We start from the raw sequence: 15,936 nt of genomic DNA, 5'->3' as shown, positions 1-15,936 counted from the left end.
GTGACGCACGGGTTCGCTCCACTCACGCGGGCGTTGGGCGACGTGCTCCATCGTCGGCCACACGCCGGTGTGATCGCCACGACCGGCTTCCTCCCTGCTGGTAGGCGCGGCCTATCACCGACGTAGCATGGCAAGGGTGGAACTGCGCCAGCTGCGGTACTTCGTGGCGGTGGCCGAGGAACTGAACTTCGGCCGGGCCGCGGAGCGCCTGCTGATCGCGGGTCCGTCCCTGTCCCAGCAGATCAAGGCGCTGGAACGCGACCTGGGCGTGCGCCTGTTCGACCGCGACCGCCGCTCGGTGTCGCTCACCCCGGCCGGGGCGGGTCTGCTCCCGCACATTCGCGATCTGCTGGAACGCGCCGACGACGTCAGGCACCGCGCCCGCCGGCCGTGCGGGTCGGAGCCGGTCCTGCTCGGCTACGTCAACTGGCTTCCGCCGGACCTGACCGCCCGCACCGCCGCGGTGGCCCGCGTCCACGTCGACGCCTGGGTCGGCCCCTCGCACACCCAGGCCTCCCGGGTGGCGGACGGCGGCCTCGACTTCGCGGTGTGCTGGCTGCGCGCCGGCGACCTGGAGCGGCACGGCCTGAACTGCCGGCTCATCGGCGCCGATCGTCTGCACGCCGTCGCCGCCGGCGACGACACCGGCGAGGTGCCCGCCTCGGACACCGCCGTCCTGCTGGGCGACGACGCCTCCTGGTCGTCCTGGAACGCCTACGCCGGAGAACTGGCCGAAAGGACCGGCGCCCGCCCGGTGCGCGTCTCCGACGGCGGCATCACCGGCCCGGCGTTCTTCGACCACGTGCGCCGCAGCGGCCGTCCGGTCGTCAACTCGCCCAAGGGCCAGACGGCGTCACTGCCGCCGGACCTGGTGCGACGCCCCGTCATCACGCCGGAGCCCTACTGGACCTGGTCCCTGGTGTGGCGGCGGAGCGAAGTCCGCGCCGCGGTCCTCGCCGTCGTCGAGGCCTTGAGCGACGGCGGCGACGCCGGCGACTTCGGCGTTCACGGCCCGGACGCCTGGCTGCCCGAGGACGACCCGCACCGGCGGTAGGCGGGCGCCGCCTACCGTGACACGTCGCCTACGGTGACACGACACGTCGAGGAGCCGGGCGGCCGTTCACCGCGGCTCACCGGTCCCCGTCGACGTGGGTCTTGATCTCGTCAACAGGAGAACGCCGATGAACGGCAACACAGATAACGAAGCGATCCTCCGGGAGGTCCTGGACCGGTGGAAGGCGGCGGTCGACGGCCACGAGCCCGAGCAGGTCGCGGCCCTGTTCACCGAGGACGCGATCTTCCAGGGGCTGCATCCCTACAGCGTCGGCAGGCCCGGCGTGGCGGCCTACTACGCCTCCCAGCCGCTCGGGCTGACCGCCGAGTACCGCGTCCTGGAGACCCGGGCGCTCGCCGACGGCCTGGTCCTCGGCTACCTGGCCGTCGACTTCTCCTTCACCGACCGCCCACCCATCGCCGTCAACCTCAGCGTCCTGGTGAGGCGGACGGAAGAGGGCTGGTCCCTCGCCCACTACCAGGTCTCCCGCCTCGCCTAGCCGATGACGCCGCCCCCGGGTCCCAGGCGAAACGCCTGGCCTCGGGGCGATGGCGCCGCGTCAATGGTCGAGCAGGGTGAGGGCGGGGGCGCCGGGAGTGGCGTCGAGGCGGGCGCGGCCGCCGATGGGGAAGGTCGCCAACGGATAGGTGTGGCCGACGTCGATGTTGCCCAGGACCGGGATGCCGGCGAGGGACGGCTGGGCGGCGATGAGCTGTTCCAGCAGGGAACGCGTCATGCCGCTCGACCTCTGGAAGCGTCCGATCGCCACTCCGCGCACCGACGCCGCGCCGGGTACCTGGAGCAGCGAGGTCAGATCGCGTGCGAAGGTCGCCGGGTGCGACTCGTAGTCGTCTTCGAGGATCAGCAGCGCGCCGTCGAGCGAGGGCATGTACGGGGTGCCCTGCAGCAGGTTGAGGGTGCACAGGTTGCCGCCCACGATGCGCCCCTCGGCGGTGCCCGGGTGGATCGGCCACCAGCCTTCGTTGGGCGCCGGCTCGCGCTTGTCCTGGTCCAGCCACCACAGATCGTCGCTCCACTGCTCCGAGGGGGTGAGCGTGACCGGCGCGCTGTCGAACACCGCCGCGGTGAACCACCCCATGATCTGCTCGAAGTGGTCGCGCATGCCGAACGTCGCCCAGTGCGGCCCCGAATAGGTGACCAGGCCGGTGCGGGCGAGGACGGCGTTCTGCAGGGCCGTGATGTCGGAGTAGCCGCACAGGATCTTCGGGTTGGCGCTGATCAGCTCCCAGTCCAGGAAGGGCAGGAGCTGGTTGGAGCTGTAGCCGCCGATCACCGTCAGGATCGCCGCGACCGAAGGGTCGGCGAAGGCCTCGTGCAGGTCGGTGACCCGCGAGGCGACAGAGGAGGAGTCGAAAGCGTCCCGCTCGTCCACATGCCGCCCGTAGGTCAGCGTCAGGCCGAGTTCGGCGAACCGGCGCTCGGTGATGGCGCTGTGGTCGTGCTCCAGCACCATCGCGCGGGACGAGGCGGGCGCCACCACCCGTACGGTGTCGCCCCTGCGCAGCTTCCGGGGGAATGTCACGTTCATTTCGCGAGGGTAGCGGCCTGCCCCTGGTCGGCGAATCTCATTTTCCGGGCCGAGGAAGATTCTCGCGGGTGCCGGTGTTCGTCCGTTCGGACTGCCCCGAAGATGTGACAGGAGAGACGAATGACCGACCGAGCGGATGAGATGATCAAGGCGCTGCGCTCCGGCCTCGACGACCTGGCCGGGCTTGTGCGCGGCTTCACCGCCGATGACCTCGCCCGCCGGTCCGGCGCCTCCGAGTGGGACGTTTCGCAGGTGCTCAGCCACCTCGGCAGCGGCGCCGAGATCTTCCTCGCGACCCTCGACGGGGCCCTGAGCGGTGCCGGAGCCCCGGACGGGGATTTCATCAAGAGCATCTGGGCCCGGTGGGACGGGTGGTCGCGCGCCGAGCGCGCCGAGCACGTCGTGGGCGCGAACGAGGCGCTGGTGAGCCGGCTGGAGGGGCTGGACCGGCAGACCAAGGATGAACTGCGCATCCCGCTCTGGTTCCCCGCTCCGCCGCGGGACGTGGCCGGCCTGACCGGCATGCGGCTCACCGAGTTCGCCTACCACACCTGGGACGTCAAGGTCGCCTTCGACCAGGCCGCGACGCTGGAGCCGTGGGCGGTCGCGCAGTTGCTCGATGAGGCCGGCGTGCTGCTCGGCTTCACCGGCAGCGCCGGCGAGCTGGACGGCCAGGCGGCCCTCGCGGTGCGGTTGACCTCCCCGGAGCGGTCCTTCGGCCTCGGCATCGACGACGCGGTGTCCCTGACCGACGTCCCCGGCGCGCCGGACGGCGTGCTTTCCGCTCCGGCGGAGTGGTGGCTGCGCCTGGTCGCCGGCCGTCACGCCCCCGAGCACACGCCCGCCGACGTGAGCCTGGACTCCGAGAAGATCACCCTGGACGACCTCCGTCGCGTCTTCCCGGGCTTCTGACCGGCCGCCCTCAGCCGCCCCACCCCTCACCGTCCTCGCCACCCGTCAGTGCCCGGTCGGCCGCCGTCGCTCGCTTCTCACCGGGCGGTCACCCGGCGCCCAGCCGGGACAGGACGGGCGGCAGGTCGTCCTGGTGGACGACGGTCAGCCGCCGGGTGGCCCGGGTGATCGCCACGTAGAGATCCTGGCCGCCCTTCGGGGACTGGGCGAGGATCTCGCCGGGCTCGACGATCACCACCGCGTCGAACTCCAGCCCCTTGGCCTGGGTGACGGTCAGCACGACCGACGGCGAGTCCAGGGCGTCCGCCGTCAGCGCGGACGCCGCCTCGGGGAGCGCCGCGGCGATCTCGCCGTGCCGGGCGTCGGCGGTGAGGACGGCCAGCCGTCCCTCGCCGATCTCGGCCAGCTCCGACCGCACCAGCTCCGGGAGGAGGCGGCGCAGCTCCGCGCGGGGCACCCGCAGGGCGCGCGGCGGCGCCCCGCCGTCGCGGACGGAGATCGGCGGCTCCTGGTCCGGGGCCACCGACCTGAGCACGTCCACGGCGACCTCCATGATCTCCGCCGGCGTGCGGTAGTTGACCAGCAGCCGCGCCTCGCGCCAGCGGTCCTTGAGGTGCGGGTCGAGCATCGCGCCCCATGACCGGGCGCCCGCGGCCGCGCCGGTCTGGGCGACGTCGCCCACGATGGTCAGCGACCGCGCCGGCACCCGCCGCATGATCGTGCGCCAGGCCATCGCGGACAGCTCCTGCGCCTCGTCCACGATGACGTGGCCGTAGGCCCAGAGCCGGTCGCGCTCGGCCCGCTGCGCGGTGGTGAGCGCGTCGCCGCCGTCGTCGTGCCGGTCGGCCAGGGCGCCGGCGTCCATGATCTCCATCTCGGCGACCCCGCTGATGTGCAGCACCTCGCGCGCGTACAGCTCGGCCTCATCGCGTTCGCGCGCCGCGGCGCGCTCGGCCGCCCTGGCCTCGGCGTCGTCCTCGCCGAGCAGGTCGGCCGCCTCGTCCAGCAGCGGGACGTCCTCGACCGTCCAGGGTGAGCCCGCCGGCCGGGCGAGGGCCTCGCGCTCGGCGGGCGAAAGGGACGCGGCGGCCGAGCGCAGCGCCGCGTCGTCGGCGAACAGCTCCGACAGCAGCCGCTGCGGCGTGAGGTAAGGCCACAGCAGGTCCAGCGCCTCGCGCACCTCGCGCGTCTGCCACAGGGCCTGGCGGGCGTAGTGCAGGTCTCCCTCCTCCAGCGGCCGGTCGAGGCGCCGCGCCTCGTCCAGGGCGAGCGCGCTCAGGACCGAGTCGACGAACAGCTTGCGCGCCACGTTGTGCGGGCCGCGCACGGCCCGCGCGCGGTCGCGGGCGCGCTCGCAGGCGGCGTGGCCGACGCTCAGCTCCATGCGCTCGACGACGACCTCGACCCCGCCGCGCACCGACGTCTTGGTGGGGACCCGGACGGAGAGGTCGCCGTCGGGGACGCGCTGGCGGTCGCGCACGGCGGCCCTGACCACCTCGACCATGCGGGTGTCGCCCTTGACCAGCGCCGTCCGCGGCTCGTCGGCGGCCGTGGCGCGCACGCCGGGGTACAGCTCGCCGACGGTGGTCAGCACGACGTCGGTCTCGCCGAGCGAGGGCAGTACCTGGCCGATGTACCGCAGGAACATGGCGTTGGGCCCGACCACCAGCACCCCGCGCCGCTCCAGCGTCCGCCGGTGCGCGTACAGCAGATAGGCCGCGCGGTGCAGGGCGGCCACGGTCTTGCCCGTGCCGGGGCCGCCCTGGACGACGAGCGCGCCGGCCAGGCCGGAGCGGATCACCTGGTCCTGCTCGGCCTGGATGGTGGCGACGACGTCGCCCATGCGGCCGGTGCGCCCGCGCCGCAGCGCCGCCATCAGAGCGGCCTCGCCGACCAGCGTGCGGCGGTCGGGCTCGCTCATCCGCGCGAGGTCGAACACCTCGTCGTCCAGGCCGACGACGGTGCGGCCGCGGGTGTGCAGGTGCCGGCGGCGCACCAGGGGTCCCGGGTCGCTCGGGGTGGCGGTGTAGAAGGGGCGGGCCGCGGGGGCGCGCCAGTCGATCAGGACCAGTTCGTCGCGGGCGTCCCGCAGCCCCACGCGGCCGATGTAGTAGGTGTCGCCCTCGACGTCGTCGACGCGGCCGAAGCACAGGCCGCGCTCCACGCCGGACAGCTGGGCCAGCCGCCGGGCGTGCTCGTGGGCGGACACGTCGCGTTCGAGCCGCGCCTGGTGGGTGCCGCCGGGCCCGCCGCGCCCGTGTTCGTGGCGCAGCGCCGTCTCGGCGCGCTCGCGTACGGCGTCGAGTCGCTCGTACAGCATGGAGACGTAGGACTGTTCGGCGCGCAGGGCTTCGGTCCGGGCGCTGGAGGATGCGCGACGCTCCATAGGTGTGGTATACTCCTTACGGGCAGGGTGTATGGCACATTGATGAAGACATGCCAAGTGCACGAGCGTAACAGCTCGCGCCCACCCTCGCATCCGTCCGACGCGGCCCTTCCGGGCCGCGCGTCCATCACCCGGCCGTCGCCCGTAGGCGGCGCGTCATGCCGCCTGCACCGTCGCCACGGCGTCCGCCGTGCTCTGGTAAGTGTCGAAGTGGTGGTCCAGATGGGTGATGGTCAGCAACCTCGAGACCATCATGCCGGGCGTCACCGCCAGCGCCAGCCTCCCGCCCATCTCGCGAACCCGGTTGTAGGTGTTGACCAGCAGCCCCAACCCCAGGGAGTCGCAGAAGCTCGTGCGCGTCAGGTCGAGCACGAGGCAAGGAGGGCGCACCCCCTCTATGGCGTGGTCGAGCTCCGCGCGCAGGCGCGGCACGGCGCTCATGTCGAGTTCCCCGTCGATCTGAACGATGACGCATTGTCCGTCGAGTCGTTCACTGATGTGCAATCCTGTTTCGCGCGCCGGATAGGCCATCTCGTCACCTCCGTCGGGGGCCGGGCTACCCCGACAAACGGGTAATAAGCCCGCACGGCCAAATGAGCAGGTAAAACGGGTGATGCCAACGCGGTGATTGCGCCGCCAGGCGCGGGTCATCGGTTACATAATGAATCGCAATGAAGACGGAAAGTAGTCGGCGTGTCGACGTGAGCATCGTGGTGCCCGTCCACAACTGCCGCCCCTACCTCGACCGGTGCCTCACGTCGTTGCTCACCCAGGCCGTGAGCAAGGAGATCGTCGTCGTGGACGACGGCTCCACCGACGGCAGCCGCGAGCTGCTCGCCGACTATGCCGAGAAGTTTCCCGAGATAAGGGTCTGGCACCAGCAGCCGTCCGGCGGCGCGGCCCGGCCGCGTAACCGCGCGATCGCGCACTCCAGCGGGCGCTACGTCTTCTTCTGCGACGCCGACGACCACCTCGGTCCCGAGGCGCTCCAGCGCATGGTGGCCATGGCCGAGCGCAACGGCTCCGACATCGTGCTCGGCAAGATGGTGGGGCACGGCCGCGCGGTGCCCACCTCCATGTTCCGGGAGAACCGCGACCACGCGCCGCTCGGCGAGAGCACCGTCTACAACACCCTCACCTGCTTCAAGCTCTTCCGGCGCGAGCTGCTGACCCGCCACCAGATCCGGTTCGACGAGTCGCTGCGCGTGGGGGAGGACATCGTCTTCTCCGTGCACGCCTACTGCCACGCGCGCACGATCTCCGTGGTCGCCGACCACGACTGCTACCACCTGACGGCCCGCCCGGACGGCACCAGCATCATGCAGGAGCCCGGCAGCCGAGACCCGCTCGCCTGGCTGCGCATGATCCGCACGCCCATCGAGCTGATGACGCGCCACGTCCCCGAAGGGCCGCTGCGCGACCACCTCATGCGCCGGCACTTCCGTTTCGACATCCTGGCCCAGCTCGGCGCGCCGTTCCTGGACGCGGACGCCGCGCGGCGCCGCGCCATCGCCGGCGAGGTGTCCGACATGTGCGCGGCGTGGCTGACCGACGGCGTGCTCGAACGGCTGCGCCCCATCGACCGGCTTCGCGCCGCCTCCCTGGGGGACGCCGCGCGGCTCGAACGGCTCGCCCGGGTCGAGACCGCCGTGCTGCGCCGCCGCCTGACCGCCCTCGAATGGAGGGGGCACCGCCTGGAGATCTCGGGCCGCGCGTCGTTGTCGGACTCCTGGAACGGCGTGGCGGTCGGTCTGCTGCTGCGGGAACGCTCCACCGGAGCCGAGCGGCGGGTGCCGGTGACCTCGGTGGCCGACGTCTTCGCCGCCGGGGTCGAGGTCTCGCACCTGCCCCCCGGAGTGTGGGACATGTACGTCGTGCTGGCGTGCGAGGGAGTGCGCCGGGTGGCGCGGTTCGGCGCCGACCGCGACTCCGGGGTCGCCTGTCCCGCCGTCCGGCTGACCGGCGCGATAGCGGTGCCCTACTTCACCCGCCCGCACGGCAACCTCACCATCGACATCGGCGGTCATGTGGCGGCGGTCCCCGGGGCGGCGCGGCTGACCCGCGCCGCGTGGGGTGGCAAGGGGTCGCTGACCATCGAGGGCACGGTGACCGTCGGGGAGGGGTGCGCGGTCGCCGGCCGCGCCCGCCAGGTGGTCTGGCGCGAACGCTCCTCCGGCAGCGAGCGGCGGGTCCCGGTGACCGCCGCCGGCGCGGCGGGGTTCACCGCCACCTCCTCGCTCGACGCCACGGGCGTCTGGGAGGCCGAGCTGGAGCTCGACCTCGGCGGGCCGCCGCTGCGCTACCCCGTGCAGGTCGGCGAGACCGAGGTCGCCGGGCTCGGGCCGGGGATGGCCTGGTGGCGGGGGCGCAGGCGCTGGACGGCCACCGCGCGGGCGTCCAAGATCCGCCGCAGGCTCGTGGTCACCGTCTCGGCCCGCGGCCCGCGAGCGGTCGTGCGCCGCACCATCCGCATCGGCCGCTGACCCCGGCCGCCGACCCTGCCCGAGCCGCCGGCCGCTGACCGTCGGCCGCCGGGCCTCCACGGAGCCCGCGTGGACCGGGTGGCTTGCGGTCGGCCGATCCTCGGCCGAGCCCGCACCGAGTAGGGGGCTTCACTTGGGGGCGGCCACGGATATGTACCTCTGGGGCCACATAAGGGGTGGCGCCCACCCCTACCAGTGAGAGGGCGACGCCCCAGCATTTAGGTCGTTCTTGCCAGTCTCTTGCAGCTACGAGGTAATGGCTTAGAGTTGGCACGACTCGATCCCACCTCGGAGGCTCTGGTGCACGTACCAGACGGTTTCTTCAACGCGGCGGTCTCCATCGGCGCGGGGGCCTTCGCCGCCGCCGGCCTGGCCGTCTGCCTGCGCGGCGCGCGCCGCGAACTCGACGACCGCACCGCCCCGATGGCGGGCCTCGTCGCGGCGTTCATCTTCGCCGTCCAGATGCTCAACTTCCCCGTGGCGGCCGGCACCAGCGGCCACCTTCTCGGCGGCACACTGGCCGCGGTGCTCGTAGGGCCGTACACGGCCGTGTTGTGCGTGGCGGTGGTGCTGCTCGTCCAGGGGTTCTTCTTCGCGGACGGCGGCCTCACCGCGCTCGGCGTCAACATCACCCTGATGGCCATCGTCACCTCCGTCGTCGGCTGGGCGGTGTTCCGCCTGATCGTCCGCAGCGCCCCCCGCAGCCGCGCGGCCATCCCGGTCGCGGCCTTCATCGGCGCCGCCGTCTCGGTGCCGGTCGCGGCGATGGGCTTCACCCTGCTGTTCTGGATCGGCGGCACCGCGCCGATCGACGTGTCCTCGGTGGCGATCGCGATGGGCGGCGTGCACGTTCTCATCGGTCTCGGCGAGGGTCTGATCACCGCGCTCACCGTGAGCAGCGTGCTGGCCGTGCGCCCCGACCTGGTCTACGGCGCGAAGGGGTTGAAGGCCAAGCTGGTGCTGCGCACCGCCGACGGCGCCAGCACCGAGGTCGCCGGCGGGCCCGCGCCCGCGCCGTCCCGCAGCCTGCGGCCGCTGCTCATCGGCGGCGCCCTGGTCACCGTCCTGCTGGCCGGTGTGGTCTCCTTCTACGCCTCCAGCAGCCCCGACGGGCTGGAGAAGGTCGCCGGCGACAAGGGGCTGAACGTCAACGAGCGCGGCCACGCCCTCGGCGGCGGCCCGCTGTCGGACTACAGCGTCAAGGGCGTGCAGGACGAGCGGCTGTCGGTGGGCGTCGCGGGCGTCGCCGGCGTCGGCATCACGGTGCTGGCCGGCGGTGCGATCTTCTACGTGGTGCGGCGCCGCAACCGGCAGGCCGGGGTCGAGGGCCGGCGCGACGGTGACAAAGTGAGCGCCTGATGGGCGCCGGGCACACCCACCAGCTCTACCGGCCGGGCGACACGGCGATCCACCGCCTGCCGCCCCAGTGCAAGCTCCCCGCGGTCGCGGCGTTCGCCGTGGTGGTGGTCGCCACGCCGCGGGAGGCGTTCTGGGCCTTCGGGGTCTACGCCCTGCTGCTCGCCGCGGTCGCCGCGGTGGCCAGGGTGCCGGCGAGGTTCGTGCTGCGCCGCATGGTCATCGAGGTGCCGTTCGTGATCTTCGCGGTGGCACTGCCGATCATCGGTCTGGGGGAGCGGGTGGAGGTGCTCGGCCTGTCGCTCAGCTCCGCGGGCCTGTGGTCGGCCTGGAACATCCTGGCCAAGGCCACCCTCGGCGTCGTGGCCAGCATCCTGCTGGCCGCGACCACCGAGCCCCGCACGATGCTGCTCGGCGCGCAGCGGCTGCGCCTGCCGCAGACCCTCGTGCAGATCGCCATGTTCATGCTGCGCTACATGGACGTGATCCTCGACGAGATGCGCCGCATGCGCGTCGCCCGCGAGGCGCGGGGCTTCGTGGCCCGCGACGTGCGCCACCTGCCGGTCATCGCCAAGTCGGCCGGCGCGCTGTTCATCCGCTCCTACGAGCGCGGCGAGCGCGTGCACCTGGCGATGCTGAGCAGGGGCTACACAGGGTCCATGCCCGTCATCGACAACCTGCGCGCCTCGGCGCGCAGTTGGGCGACCGCCTCCCTGCTTCCCATGGCCGCTCTGGCGACGGCCGTACTGTCCTGGAGTCTCACGTGAGCAATCCGCCACCTTCCCTGCGCGTCAGCGAGCTGGCCTACGCCTACCCCGACGGCACCCAGGCGCTCTACGGCGTCGACCTCACCATCGGCCGCGGCGAGCGGGTCGCGCTGCTCGGCCCGAACGGCGCGGGCAAGACGACCCTGGTCATGCACCTCAACGGCATCCTGACCGCCGGGCACGGCGAGGTCGAGGTGGCCGGTCTGCCCGTGCGCAAGGACAATCTGGGCGAGATCCGCCGCCGTGTCGGCCTGGTCTTCCAGGACCCCGACGACCAGCTGTTCATGCCCACGGTCCGCGAGGACGTCGCGTTCGGCCCGGCCAACATGGGCGTGCGCGGCTTCGAGTTGGAGCTGCGGGTTAACGAGGCGCTGGCGCAGGTCGGGCTGCCCGACATCGCCGACCGGCCGCCGCACCACCTGTCGTTCGGGCAGCGCCGCAGGGTCGCGGTCGCCACGGTGCTGGCCATGCGGCCGGAGATCCTCGTGCTGGACGAACCGTCGTCCAACCTCGACCCCGCCTCGCGGCGCGAGCTGGCCGAGATCCTGCGCTCCCTGGACGTCACCGTGCTGATGGTCACCCACGACCTGCCCTACGCCCTGGAACTGTGCGAGCGCTCGCTCATCCTGTCGGACGGGGTCATCGCGGCCGACGCGCCGACCCGTGAGATCCTCGCCGAGCCCGACCTGCTCGCCGCCCATCGCCTGGAGCTCCCGTTCGGCTTCGCGGTGGCTCCTCAGCCGCTCTGATCCGCTTTCACGCGGCGATGCTGTGGCGTACTGAGCCCGTCGCCGCGCCGCCAGGACTAAAGTGGGCCCCGCAAGGAGGTTCCACATGAAGTTGCGGCTGGCGCGGCGGGCGTTCGGAGACGCCGTCGTCGTCGCTGTCGAGGGCGAGCTCGATCTGTTCACCGCGCCCTTCCTGCGCGACGAGGTGCGTGATGCGATCAAGCAGGACAGCAGCCGCCTGGTGCTCGATCTGGCATCGCTGTCCTTCATGGACTCCAGCGGCCTGTCGGTGCTCATCGAGGCGTGGCGCCTTGCGACCGGCGAGGGCGGCGGGGTGTCGCTCGCGGCCCCGCAGGCGCCGGTGGCGCGCATCCTGCGCACGACCGGTCTCGACCGGCGCATCAAGGTCTATCCTGACGTCGACGCCGCCATCTCGGCCGAGATTTGAGCCACCCCCAGTAGAACTTCATTCGGTTGCCACGTTAAGGTCCGGGATATGGACCTGAACGGAGCAGCAGCAATCATCTCAGGCGCCGCCAGCGGCCTTGGCGAGGCCACGGCGCGCGAGCTCGCGGCGGCGGGCGCGACCGTCGTGCTGGCCGACCTGAACACCGAGCGCGGCAAGTCGATCGCCGACGAGCTCGGCGGCGTCTTCGTGCAGACCGACGTCTCCGACGAGGCCTCGGTCCAGGCGGCCGTGGACGCCGCCGTGGCGACCGGCAAGCCCCTGCGCGCGGTGGTCAACAGCGCCGGCATCGGCTGGGCGTCGCGCACCGTGGGCCGGGACGGCTCGCCGCACGACCTGGCGAGCTACCGCAAGGTGATCGACGTCAACCTGATCGGCACCTTCAACCTCATGCGCATCGGCGCGGCGGCCATGGCCAGGACCGAGCCGGTCGACGCCGACGGCGCGCGCGGCGTGGTGATCAACACCGCGTCGGTCGCCGGCCTGGAGGGCCAGACCGGTCAGGTGGCCTACTCCGCGTCCAAGGGCGGCATCATCGGCATGACGCTGCCGGCCGCCCGCGACCTGGCCGCGATCGGCGTGCGGGTGCTGACGATCTGCCCGGGCATCATCGACACGCCCATCTACGGGTCGGGCCCGGAGGCCGAGGCGTTCAAGGCCAAGCTGTACGCGCCGGTGCCCTTCCCCAAGCGCATGGGCCGGGCCTCGGAGTTCGCCCACCTGGTGCGGTCGCTGGTCGAGAACGACTACATGAACGGCGAGGTCATCCGCTTCGACGGCGGGATCCGCTTCCAGCCCAAGTGAGCCCGCTCGTATCCGCGAACCGGAGGTAAGGGTGTCTGACGAGGTTCTCGTCGAGGTCGACGGCGGCATCGCCGTCATCACGATCAACAGGCCGCAGGCCAGGAACGCCATCAACGGCGCCGTCGCGCGCGGCGTGGTGGCCGCCCTGGACGAACTGGAGGACCGCAAGGACGTCTCGGTGTACGTCCTGACCGGCGCCGGCGGCAACTTCTCCGCCGGCATGGACCTCAAGGGGTTCCTGAGCGGAGACTTCCCGGCGGTCGAGGGGCGCGGGTTCGGCGGCCTGGTCGAGGCGCCGCCGAAGAAGCCGATCATCGCGGCGGTGGAGGGGTACGCGCTGGCCGGGGGTTTCGAGCTGGTGCTGTCCTGCGACATCGTCATCGCCTCCGAGGAGGCGAAGTTCGGGCTGCCCGAGCCCAAGCGTGGCCTGGTGGCGGGCGCGGGAGGCGTGATGCGCCTGCCGCGCCGCATCCCTTACCACATCGCCATGGAGATCGCCCTCACCGGCGACTTCTACCCGGCCGCGCGGCTGGCCGAGCTGGGCCTGGTGAACCGGGTGACCCCGCCCGGCGGCGCGCTCGCCGCGGCCAAGGAGTTCGCCGCCAAGATCGCCGCCAACGCCCCCTTGTCGCTGCTGGCGACCAAGCGCATCCTGGTCGAGTCGGCCGACTGGTCGCTGGACGAGATGTTCGCCCACCAGTCGGCGATCATGAATCCGGTCTTCGGGTCCAAGGACGCCATGGAGGGCGCCGCGGCGTTCGCCGAGAAGCGCGCGCCCAATTGGACGGGCGAGTGATCGTCTCCGGGAAATGATCGTCACGCCGCCGGCGATCAGCGCCGGCGGCGTGGAAGGCGCATGATCCGATACCCGGAACATGCGCCTTTTTCGCGTGCATCGGAAATCGCGGGTTAAACACGGTCCGCGTACGGTAAAGGGAGGACAAAAAGCGTTCCAGGTACCGCTGCGAGGAGAACGATGAGCGACTACGCGACCAGAGTGAGAGCTCCGGGCGCCACCTCGGGCGAGAAGGTGCGCCGGCGTGTGGTCGACCTGGTCACCGGCGCTCTCGGCGCCGCCATCGTCATCGCGCTCCTGGTGGGCGTCGAGTGGGCGGTCGAAGTCGTCGATTACGTCCTGCCGGAGAACCTGGACCAGTACGGCATCCGCCCGCACCAGGTGGACGGCCTGAGCGGCATCCTGTTCGCGCCGTTCCTGCACGCGGGTTTCGGCCATCTGATGGCCAACACCGTGCCGCTGGCCATCCTCGGCTTCCTCGCCGCGCTGCGCGGCCTCGGGCGTTTCGTCCTCGCCAGCGTCATGATCATCGTGGTCAGCGGCCTGGGAGTGTGGCTGGTCAGCCCGCCCGGGGTGACGCTGGGGGCGAGCGGGCTGGTGTTCGGCTACTTCGGGTACGTCGTGACGCGGGGCCTGTTCGACCGGCACCTGCTGGACATCGCGCTCGGCATCGGCGTCGCCGCGCTGTACTACTCGCTCATCTGGGGCGTGCTGCCGGGCCAGCCCGGCATCTCCTGGCAGGCCCACCTGTTCGGGCTCCTCGGCGGGGTGATGGCGGCCTGGGCGCTGCGCCGCAGGAGGCGCGTGGCGGCGCTCGCGTGAACGCCGAAGACGGACGGCGGAACGGCGCCGGTCGCCACCGCGGAGAAAGCGCGGGATGAACGATGGCAACTGACATGGCGGGTGCCCGTGGGCCACAATGTCGGCGTGAATAGCCTGGGCTCGCTGGAGCGCGCCATCATGGAGGTGCTCTGGGACGCGGCCCACCCCCTGCTCGTCCGCGAGGTGCAGGGAAAGCTCAACGCGGACGCCGAACGGCCGCTCGCGTACACCACCGTGCAGACCGTCGCCGAACGGCTCGTCAGGAAGGGCCTGCTGAGCCGCACCGCCGAGCGCAAGGCCTTTCGCTACTCCGCCAGGCTCAGCCGCGACGAGCACGTCACGGCGGTCATGCTGGCCGCCCTGGCAGAGACCGACGACCGCGCCCCGGCGCTGTCGCGCTTCGCGCAGAGCGTCGAACTGGACGACGCCCTGCGCCTGCTGGAGGAGCTGGCGCGCCGCACCGGCGCGCCGCTCCCCATCACCGGGCCCGGCTGGGTGCCCCCGCCCTCGTCCTGACGGGCGGGGAGTGACCGTCGGTCAGCCCTGCAGCCGCTCGACCACGTGGTCGACGCAGGCCGTCAGCGCCTCGATGTCGGCCGGGTCGATGGCCGGGAACATCGCGACGCGCAGCTGGTTGCGGCCGAGCTTGCGGTAGGGCTCGGTGTCGACGATGCCGTTGGCCCGCAGCACCTTGGCGACCTCGGCGGCGTCCACCTCGGGCGCGAAGTCGATGGTGCCGACGACGCTGGACCGCTGGGCGGGGTCGGCGACGAACGGCGTGGTGTAGGAGGTCTTCTCGGCCCAGGTGTACAGCCGCCCGGCCGAGTCGGCGGTGCGCGCGGTGGTCCAGGCCAGGCCGCCGTTGCGGTTCATCCACTCGATCTGGTCGGCGAGCAGGAACAGCGTGGCCACGGCCGGGGTGTTGTAGGTCTGGTCCTTGACCGAGTTGTCGATCGCGGTCGGCAGGCTGAAGAACTCGGGCACGAACCGGTCGGTCGCGGCGATCTCCTCCACCCGGGCCAGGGCGCGGGGGGAGAACAGGGCGATCCACAGGCCGCCGTCGGAGGCGAAGCTCTTCTGCGGCGCGAAGTAGTAGACGTCGAACTCCCCGGCCTCGACGGGCAGGCCGCCGGCCCCGGAGGTGGCGTCGACCAGCACGAGCGACTCGTCGTCGGCCACGCGCTTGATCGGCATGGCCACGCCGGTGGAGGTCTCGTTGTGGGTGAGCGCGTAGACGTCCACGCCGGCCTCGGGCGTGGCCCGCGGGTGGCTGCCCACCTCGGACTTGATCACGGTCGGCTCGGCGAGCCAGGGCGCCTTGGCGGCGACGGCCGCGAACTTCGACGAGAACTCGCCGAAGTGGAGGTGCTGGGACTTCTCCCTGATGAGCCCGAAGGCCGCGATGTCCCAGAACGCCGTGGTGCCTCCGTTGCCGAGCACCACCTCATACCCCTCGGGCAGCGAGAACAGGTCGGTGAGGCCCTCGCGCACCCGGCGGACGAGGTTCTTGACCGGCTTCTGGCGATGGGAGGTGCCCATGACGCTCGCGCCGGCGGAGGCCAGGGCGGCCAGCTGCTCGGGGCGTACCTTGGAAGGCCCGCAGCCGAAACGGCCGTCAGCGGGCTTCAGTTCAGCGGGAATCTCGATGTCAGCCACCTAACCAGGGTAGTGAGCCGCCCCGGTGCTCACGTCGCCGGTCCGGATTCTGAGACCCGGCGGGCGTGTCGCCTGAGACGCGGCGGGCGGCCAGCCGGGGCGGCGGGCACGCGAAAGGCCCGCAACCTGCGGCTGCGGGCCCTGTGCGGGCGCGGCG

General features: G+C 72.1%; 16 protein-coding genes. 12 read left to right on the top strand and 4 right to left on the bottom strand.

Annotated features, from left to right (window positions below):
* The first annotated feature begins 136 nt into the window (after positions 1–136).
* Both ACWEN6_RS32865 and ACWEN6_RS32860 read left to right on the top strand, forming a co-directional pair.
* Positions 137–1,054, top strand: coding sequence for a LysR family transcriptional regulator (locus ACWEN6_RS32865; protein WP_452575714.1), 918 nt, complete (start codon positions 137–139; stop codon positions 1,052–1,054).
* Positions 1,055–1,181: 127 nt separating this feature from the next.
* Positions 1,182–1,553 carry a YybH family protein gene (locus ACWEN6_RS32860; protein WP_452575712.1) on the top strand — a complete coding sequence of 124 codons (372 nt, stop codon included), beginning with the start codon at positions 1,182–1,184 and terminating at the stop codon, positions 1,551–1,553.
* A gap of 60 nt (positions 1,554–1,613) precedes the next feature.
* Here ACWEN6_RS32860 and ACWEN6_RS32855 read toward each other — a convergent pair whose 3' ends face one another.
* Positions 1,614–2,603 (bottom strand): S66 peptidase family protein, encoded by a 990-nt coding sequence (locus ACWEN6_RS32855; RefSeq protein WP_452575710.1) that lies wholly within the window; start codon positions 2,601–2,603, stop codon positions 1,614–1,616.
* Positions 2,604–2,723: 120 nt separating this feature from the next.
* Here ACWEN6_RS32855 and ACWEN6_RS32850 point away from each other — a divergent pair, with 120 nt between their 5' ends.
* Entirely contained in the window at positions 2,724–3,515 is a 792-nt protein-coding gene (locus ACWEN6_RS32850; protein ID WP_452575708.1) for a maleylpyruvate isomerase family mycothiol-dependent enzyme, read from the top strand.
* A gap of 88 nt (positions 3,516–3,603) precedes the next feature.
* Here ACWEN6_RS32850 and ACWEN6_RS32845 read toward each other — a convergent pair whose 3' ends face one another.
* Both ACWEN6_RS32845 and ACWEN6_RS32840 read right to left on the bottom strand, forming a co-directional pair.
* Positions 3,604–5,901, bottom strand: coding sequence for a HelD family protein (locus tag ACWEN6_RS32845; protein WP_452575706.1), 2,298 nt, complete (start codon positions 5,899–5,901; stop codon positions 3,604–3,606).
* A 156-nt stretch (positions 5,902–6,057) separates the two neighbouring features.
* Positions 6,058–6,432 carry an STAS domain-containing protein gene (locus tag ACWEN6_RS32840; RefSeq protein WP_380825032.1) on the bottom strand — a complete coding sequence of 125 codons (375 nt, stop codon included), beginning with the start codon at positions 6,430–6,432 and terminating at the stop codon, positions 6,058–6,060.
* A gap of 140 nt (positions 6,433–6,572) precedes the next feature.
* On the opposite strand from ACWEN6_RS32840, the gene ACWEN6_RS32835 reads away from it, so the two are divergent.
* The 9 genes from ACWEN6_RS32835 (at position 6,573) to ACWEN6_RS32795 (ending at position 14,639) form a co-directional block, all read left to right on the top strand.
* Positions 6,573–8,384 carry a glycosyltransferase family 2 protein gene (locus ACWEN6_RS32835; protein ID WP_452575704.1) on the top strand — a complete coding sequence of 604 codons (1,812 nt, stop codon included), beginning with the start codon at positions 6,573–6,575 and terminating at the stop codon, positions 8,382–8,384.
* 300 nt (positions 8,385–8,684) lie between these two features.
* Positions 8,685–9,743: an energy-coupling factor ABC transporter permease gene (locus ACWEN6_RS32830; protein WP_452575702.1), complete on the top strand. Its 1,059-nt coding sequence runs from the start codon at positions 8,685–8,687 to the stop codon at positions 9,741–9,743.
* Positions 9,743–10,507 carry a cobalt ECF transporter T component CbiQ gene (cbiQ, locus tag ACWEN6_RS32825; RefSeq protein ID WP_452575700.1) on the top strand — a complete coding sequence of 255 codons (765 nt, stop codon included), beginning with the start codon at positions 9,743–9,745 and terminating at the stop codon, positions 10,505–10,507. Before ACWEN6_RS32830 ends, cbiQ begins: the two co-directional genes overlap by 1 nt.
* Positions 10,504–11,256, top strand: coding sequence for an energy-coupling factor ABC transporter ATP-binding protein (locus ACWEN6_RS32820; RefSeq protein WP_452575699.1), 753 nt, complete (start codon positions 10,504–10,506; stop codon positions 11,254–11,256). Before cbiQ ends, ACWEN6_RS32820 begins: the two co-directional genes overlap by 4 nt.
* Positions 11,257–11,341: 85 nt before the next feature.
* Positions 11,342–11,683 carry an STAS domain-containing protein gene (locus ACWEN6_RS32815; protein ID WP_354852388.1) on the top strand — a complete coding sequence of 114 codons (342 nt, stop codon included), beginning with the start codon at positions 11,342–11,344 and terminating at the stop codon, positions 11,681–11,683.
* A 48-nt stretch (positions 11,684–11,731) separates the two neighbouring features.
* Positions 11,732–12,505 (top strand): SDR family NAD(P)-dependent oxidoreductase, encoded by a 774-nt coding sequence (locus tag ACWEN6_RS32810; protein ID WP_452575698.1) that lies wholly within the window; start codon positions 11,732–11,734, stop codon positions 12,503–12,505.
* Between the two features lie 31 nt (positions 12,506–12,536).
* Entirely contained in the window at positions 12,537–13,301 is a 765-nt protein-coding gene (locus tag ACWEN6_RS32805) for a crotonase/enoyl-CoA hydratase family protein (RefSeq protein WP_354852390.1), read from the top strand.
* 180 nt (positions 13,302–13,481) lie between these two features.
* Positions 13,482–14,123, top strand: a complete 642-nt coding sequence (locus ACWEN6_RS32800) for a rhomboid family intramembrane serine protease (protein WP_452575696.1) — start codon at positions 13,482–13,484, stop codon at positions 14,121–14,123.
* A gap of 105 nt (positions 14,124–14,228) precedes the next feature.
* The gene (locus ACWEN6_RS32795; protein WP_452575694.1) at positions 14,229–14,639 is read left to right on the top strand and encodes a BlaI/MecI/CopY family transcriptional regulator; all 411 of its coding nucleotides are present in this window, start codon (positions 14,229–14,231) and stop codon (positions 14,637–14,639) included.
* A 21-nt stretch (positions 14,640–14,660) separates the two neighbouring features.
* Here ACWEN6_RS32795 and serC read toward each other — a convergent pair whose 3' ends face one another.
* Positions 14,661–15,779 (bottom strand): phosphoserine transaminase, encoded by a 1,119-nt coding sequence (serC, locus tag ACWEN6_RS32790; RefSeq protein WP_354852396.1) that lies wholly within the window; start codon positions 15,777–15,779, stop codon positions 14,661–14,663.
* Between the last annotated feature and the right edge of the window lie 157 nt (positions 15,780–15,936).

This window comes from Sphaerisporangium sp. NPDC004334 (genome assembly GCF_053602655.1).
The sequence above is the reverse complement of the archived record's forward strand: the minus strand, read 5'-3'. Positions and strand labels throughout refer to the sequence as shown.

Bases quoted from the DNA above. Each gene is read 5' to 3' on its own strand.
- ACWEN6_RS32855 (WP_452575710.1), bottom strand. From the start codon at position 2,603: ATGAACGTGACATTCCCCCGGAAGCTGCGCAGGGGCGACACCGTACGG.
- ACWEN6_RS32815 (WP_354852388.1), top strand. From the start codon at position 11,342: ATGAAGTTGCGGCTGGCGCGGCGGGCGTTCGGAGACGCCGTCGTCGTC.
- ACWEN6_RS32845 (WP_452575706.1), bottom strand. From the start codon at position 5,901: ATGGAGCGTCGCGCATCCTCCAGCGCCCGGACCGAAGCCCTGCGCGCC.
- ACWEN6_RS32840 (WP_380825032.1), bottom strand. From the start codon at position 6,432: ATGGCCTATCCGGCGCGCGAAACAGGATTGCACATCAGTGAACGACTC.
- ACWEN6_RS32850 (WP_452575708.1), top strand. From the start codon at position 2,724: ATGACCGACCGAGCGGATGAGATGATCAAGGCGCTGCGCTCCGGCCTC.
- ACWEN6_RS32860 (WP_452575712.1), top strand. From the start codon at position 1,182: ATGAACGGCAACACAGATAACGAAGCGATCCTCCGGGAGGTCCTGGAC.
- ACWEN6_RS32800 (WP_452575696.1), top strand. From the start codon at position 13,482: ATGAGCGACTACGCGACCAGAGTGAGAGCTCCGGGCGCCACCTCGGGC.
- cbiQ (WP_452575700.1), top strand. From the start codon at position 9,743: ATGGGCGCCGGGCACACCCACCAGCTCTACCGGCCGGGCGACACGGCG.
- ACWEN6_RS32835 (WP_452575704.1), top strand. From the start codon at position 6,573: ATGAAGACGGAAAGTAGTCGGCGTGTCGACGTGAGCATCGTGGTGCCC.
- ACWEN6_RS32810 (WP_452575698.1), top strand. From the start codon at position 11,732: ATGGACCTGAACGGAGCAGCAGCAATCATCTCAGGCGCCGCCAGCGGC.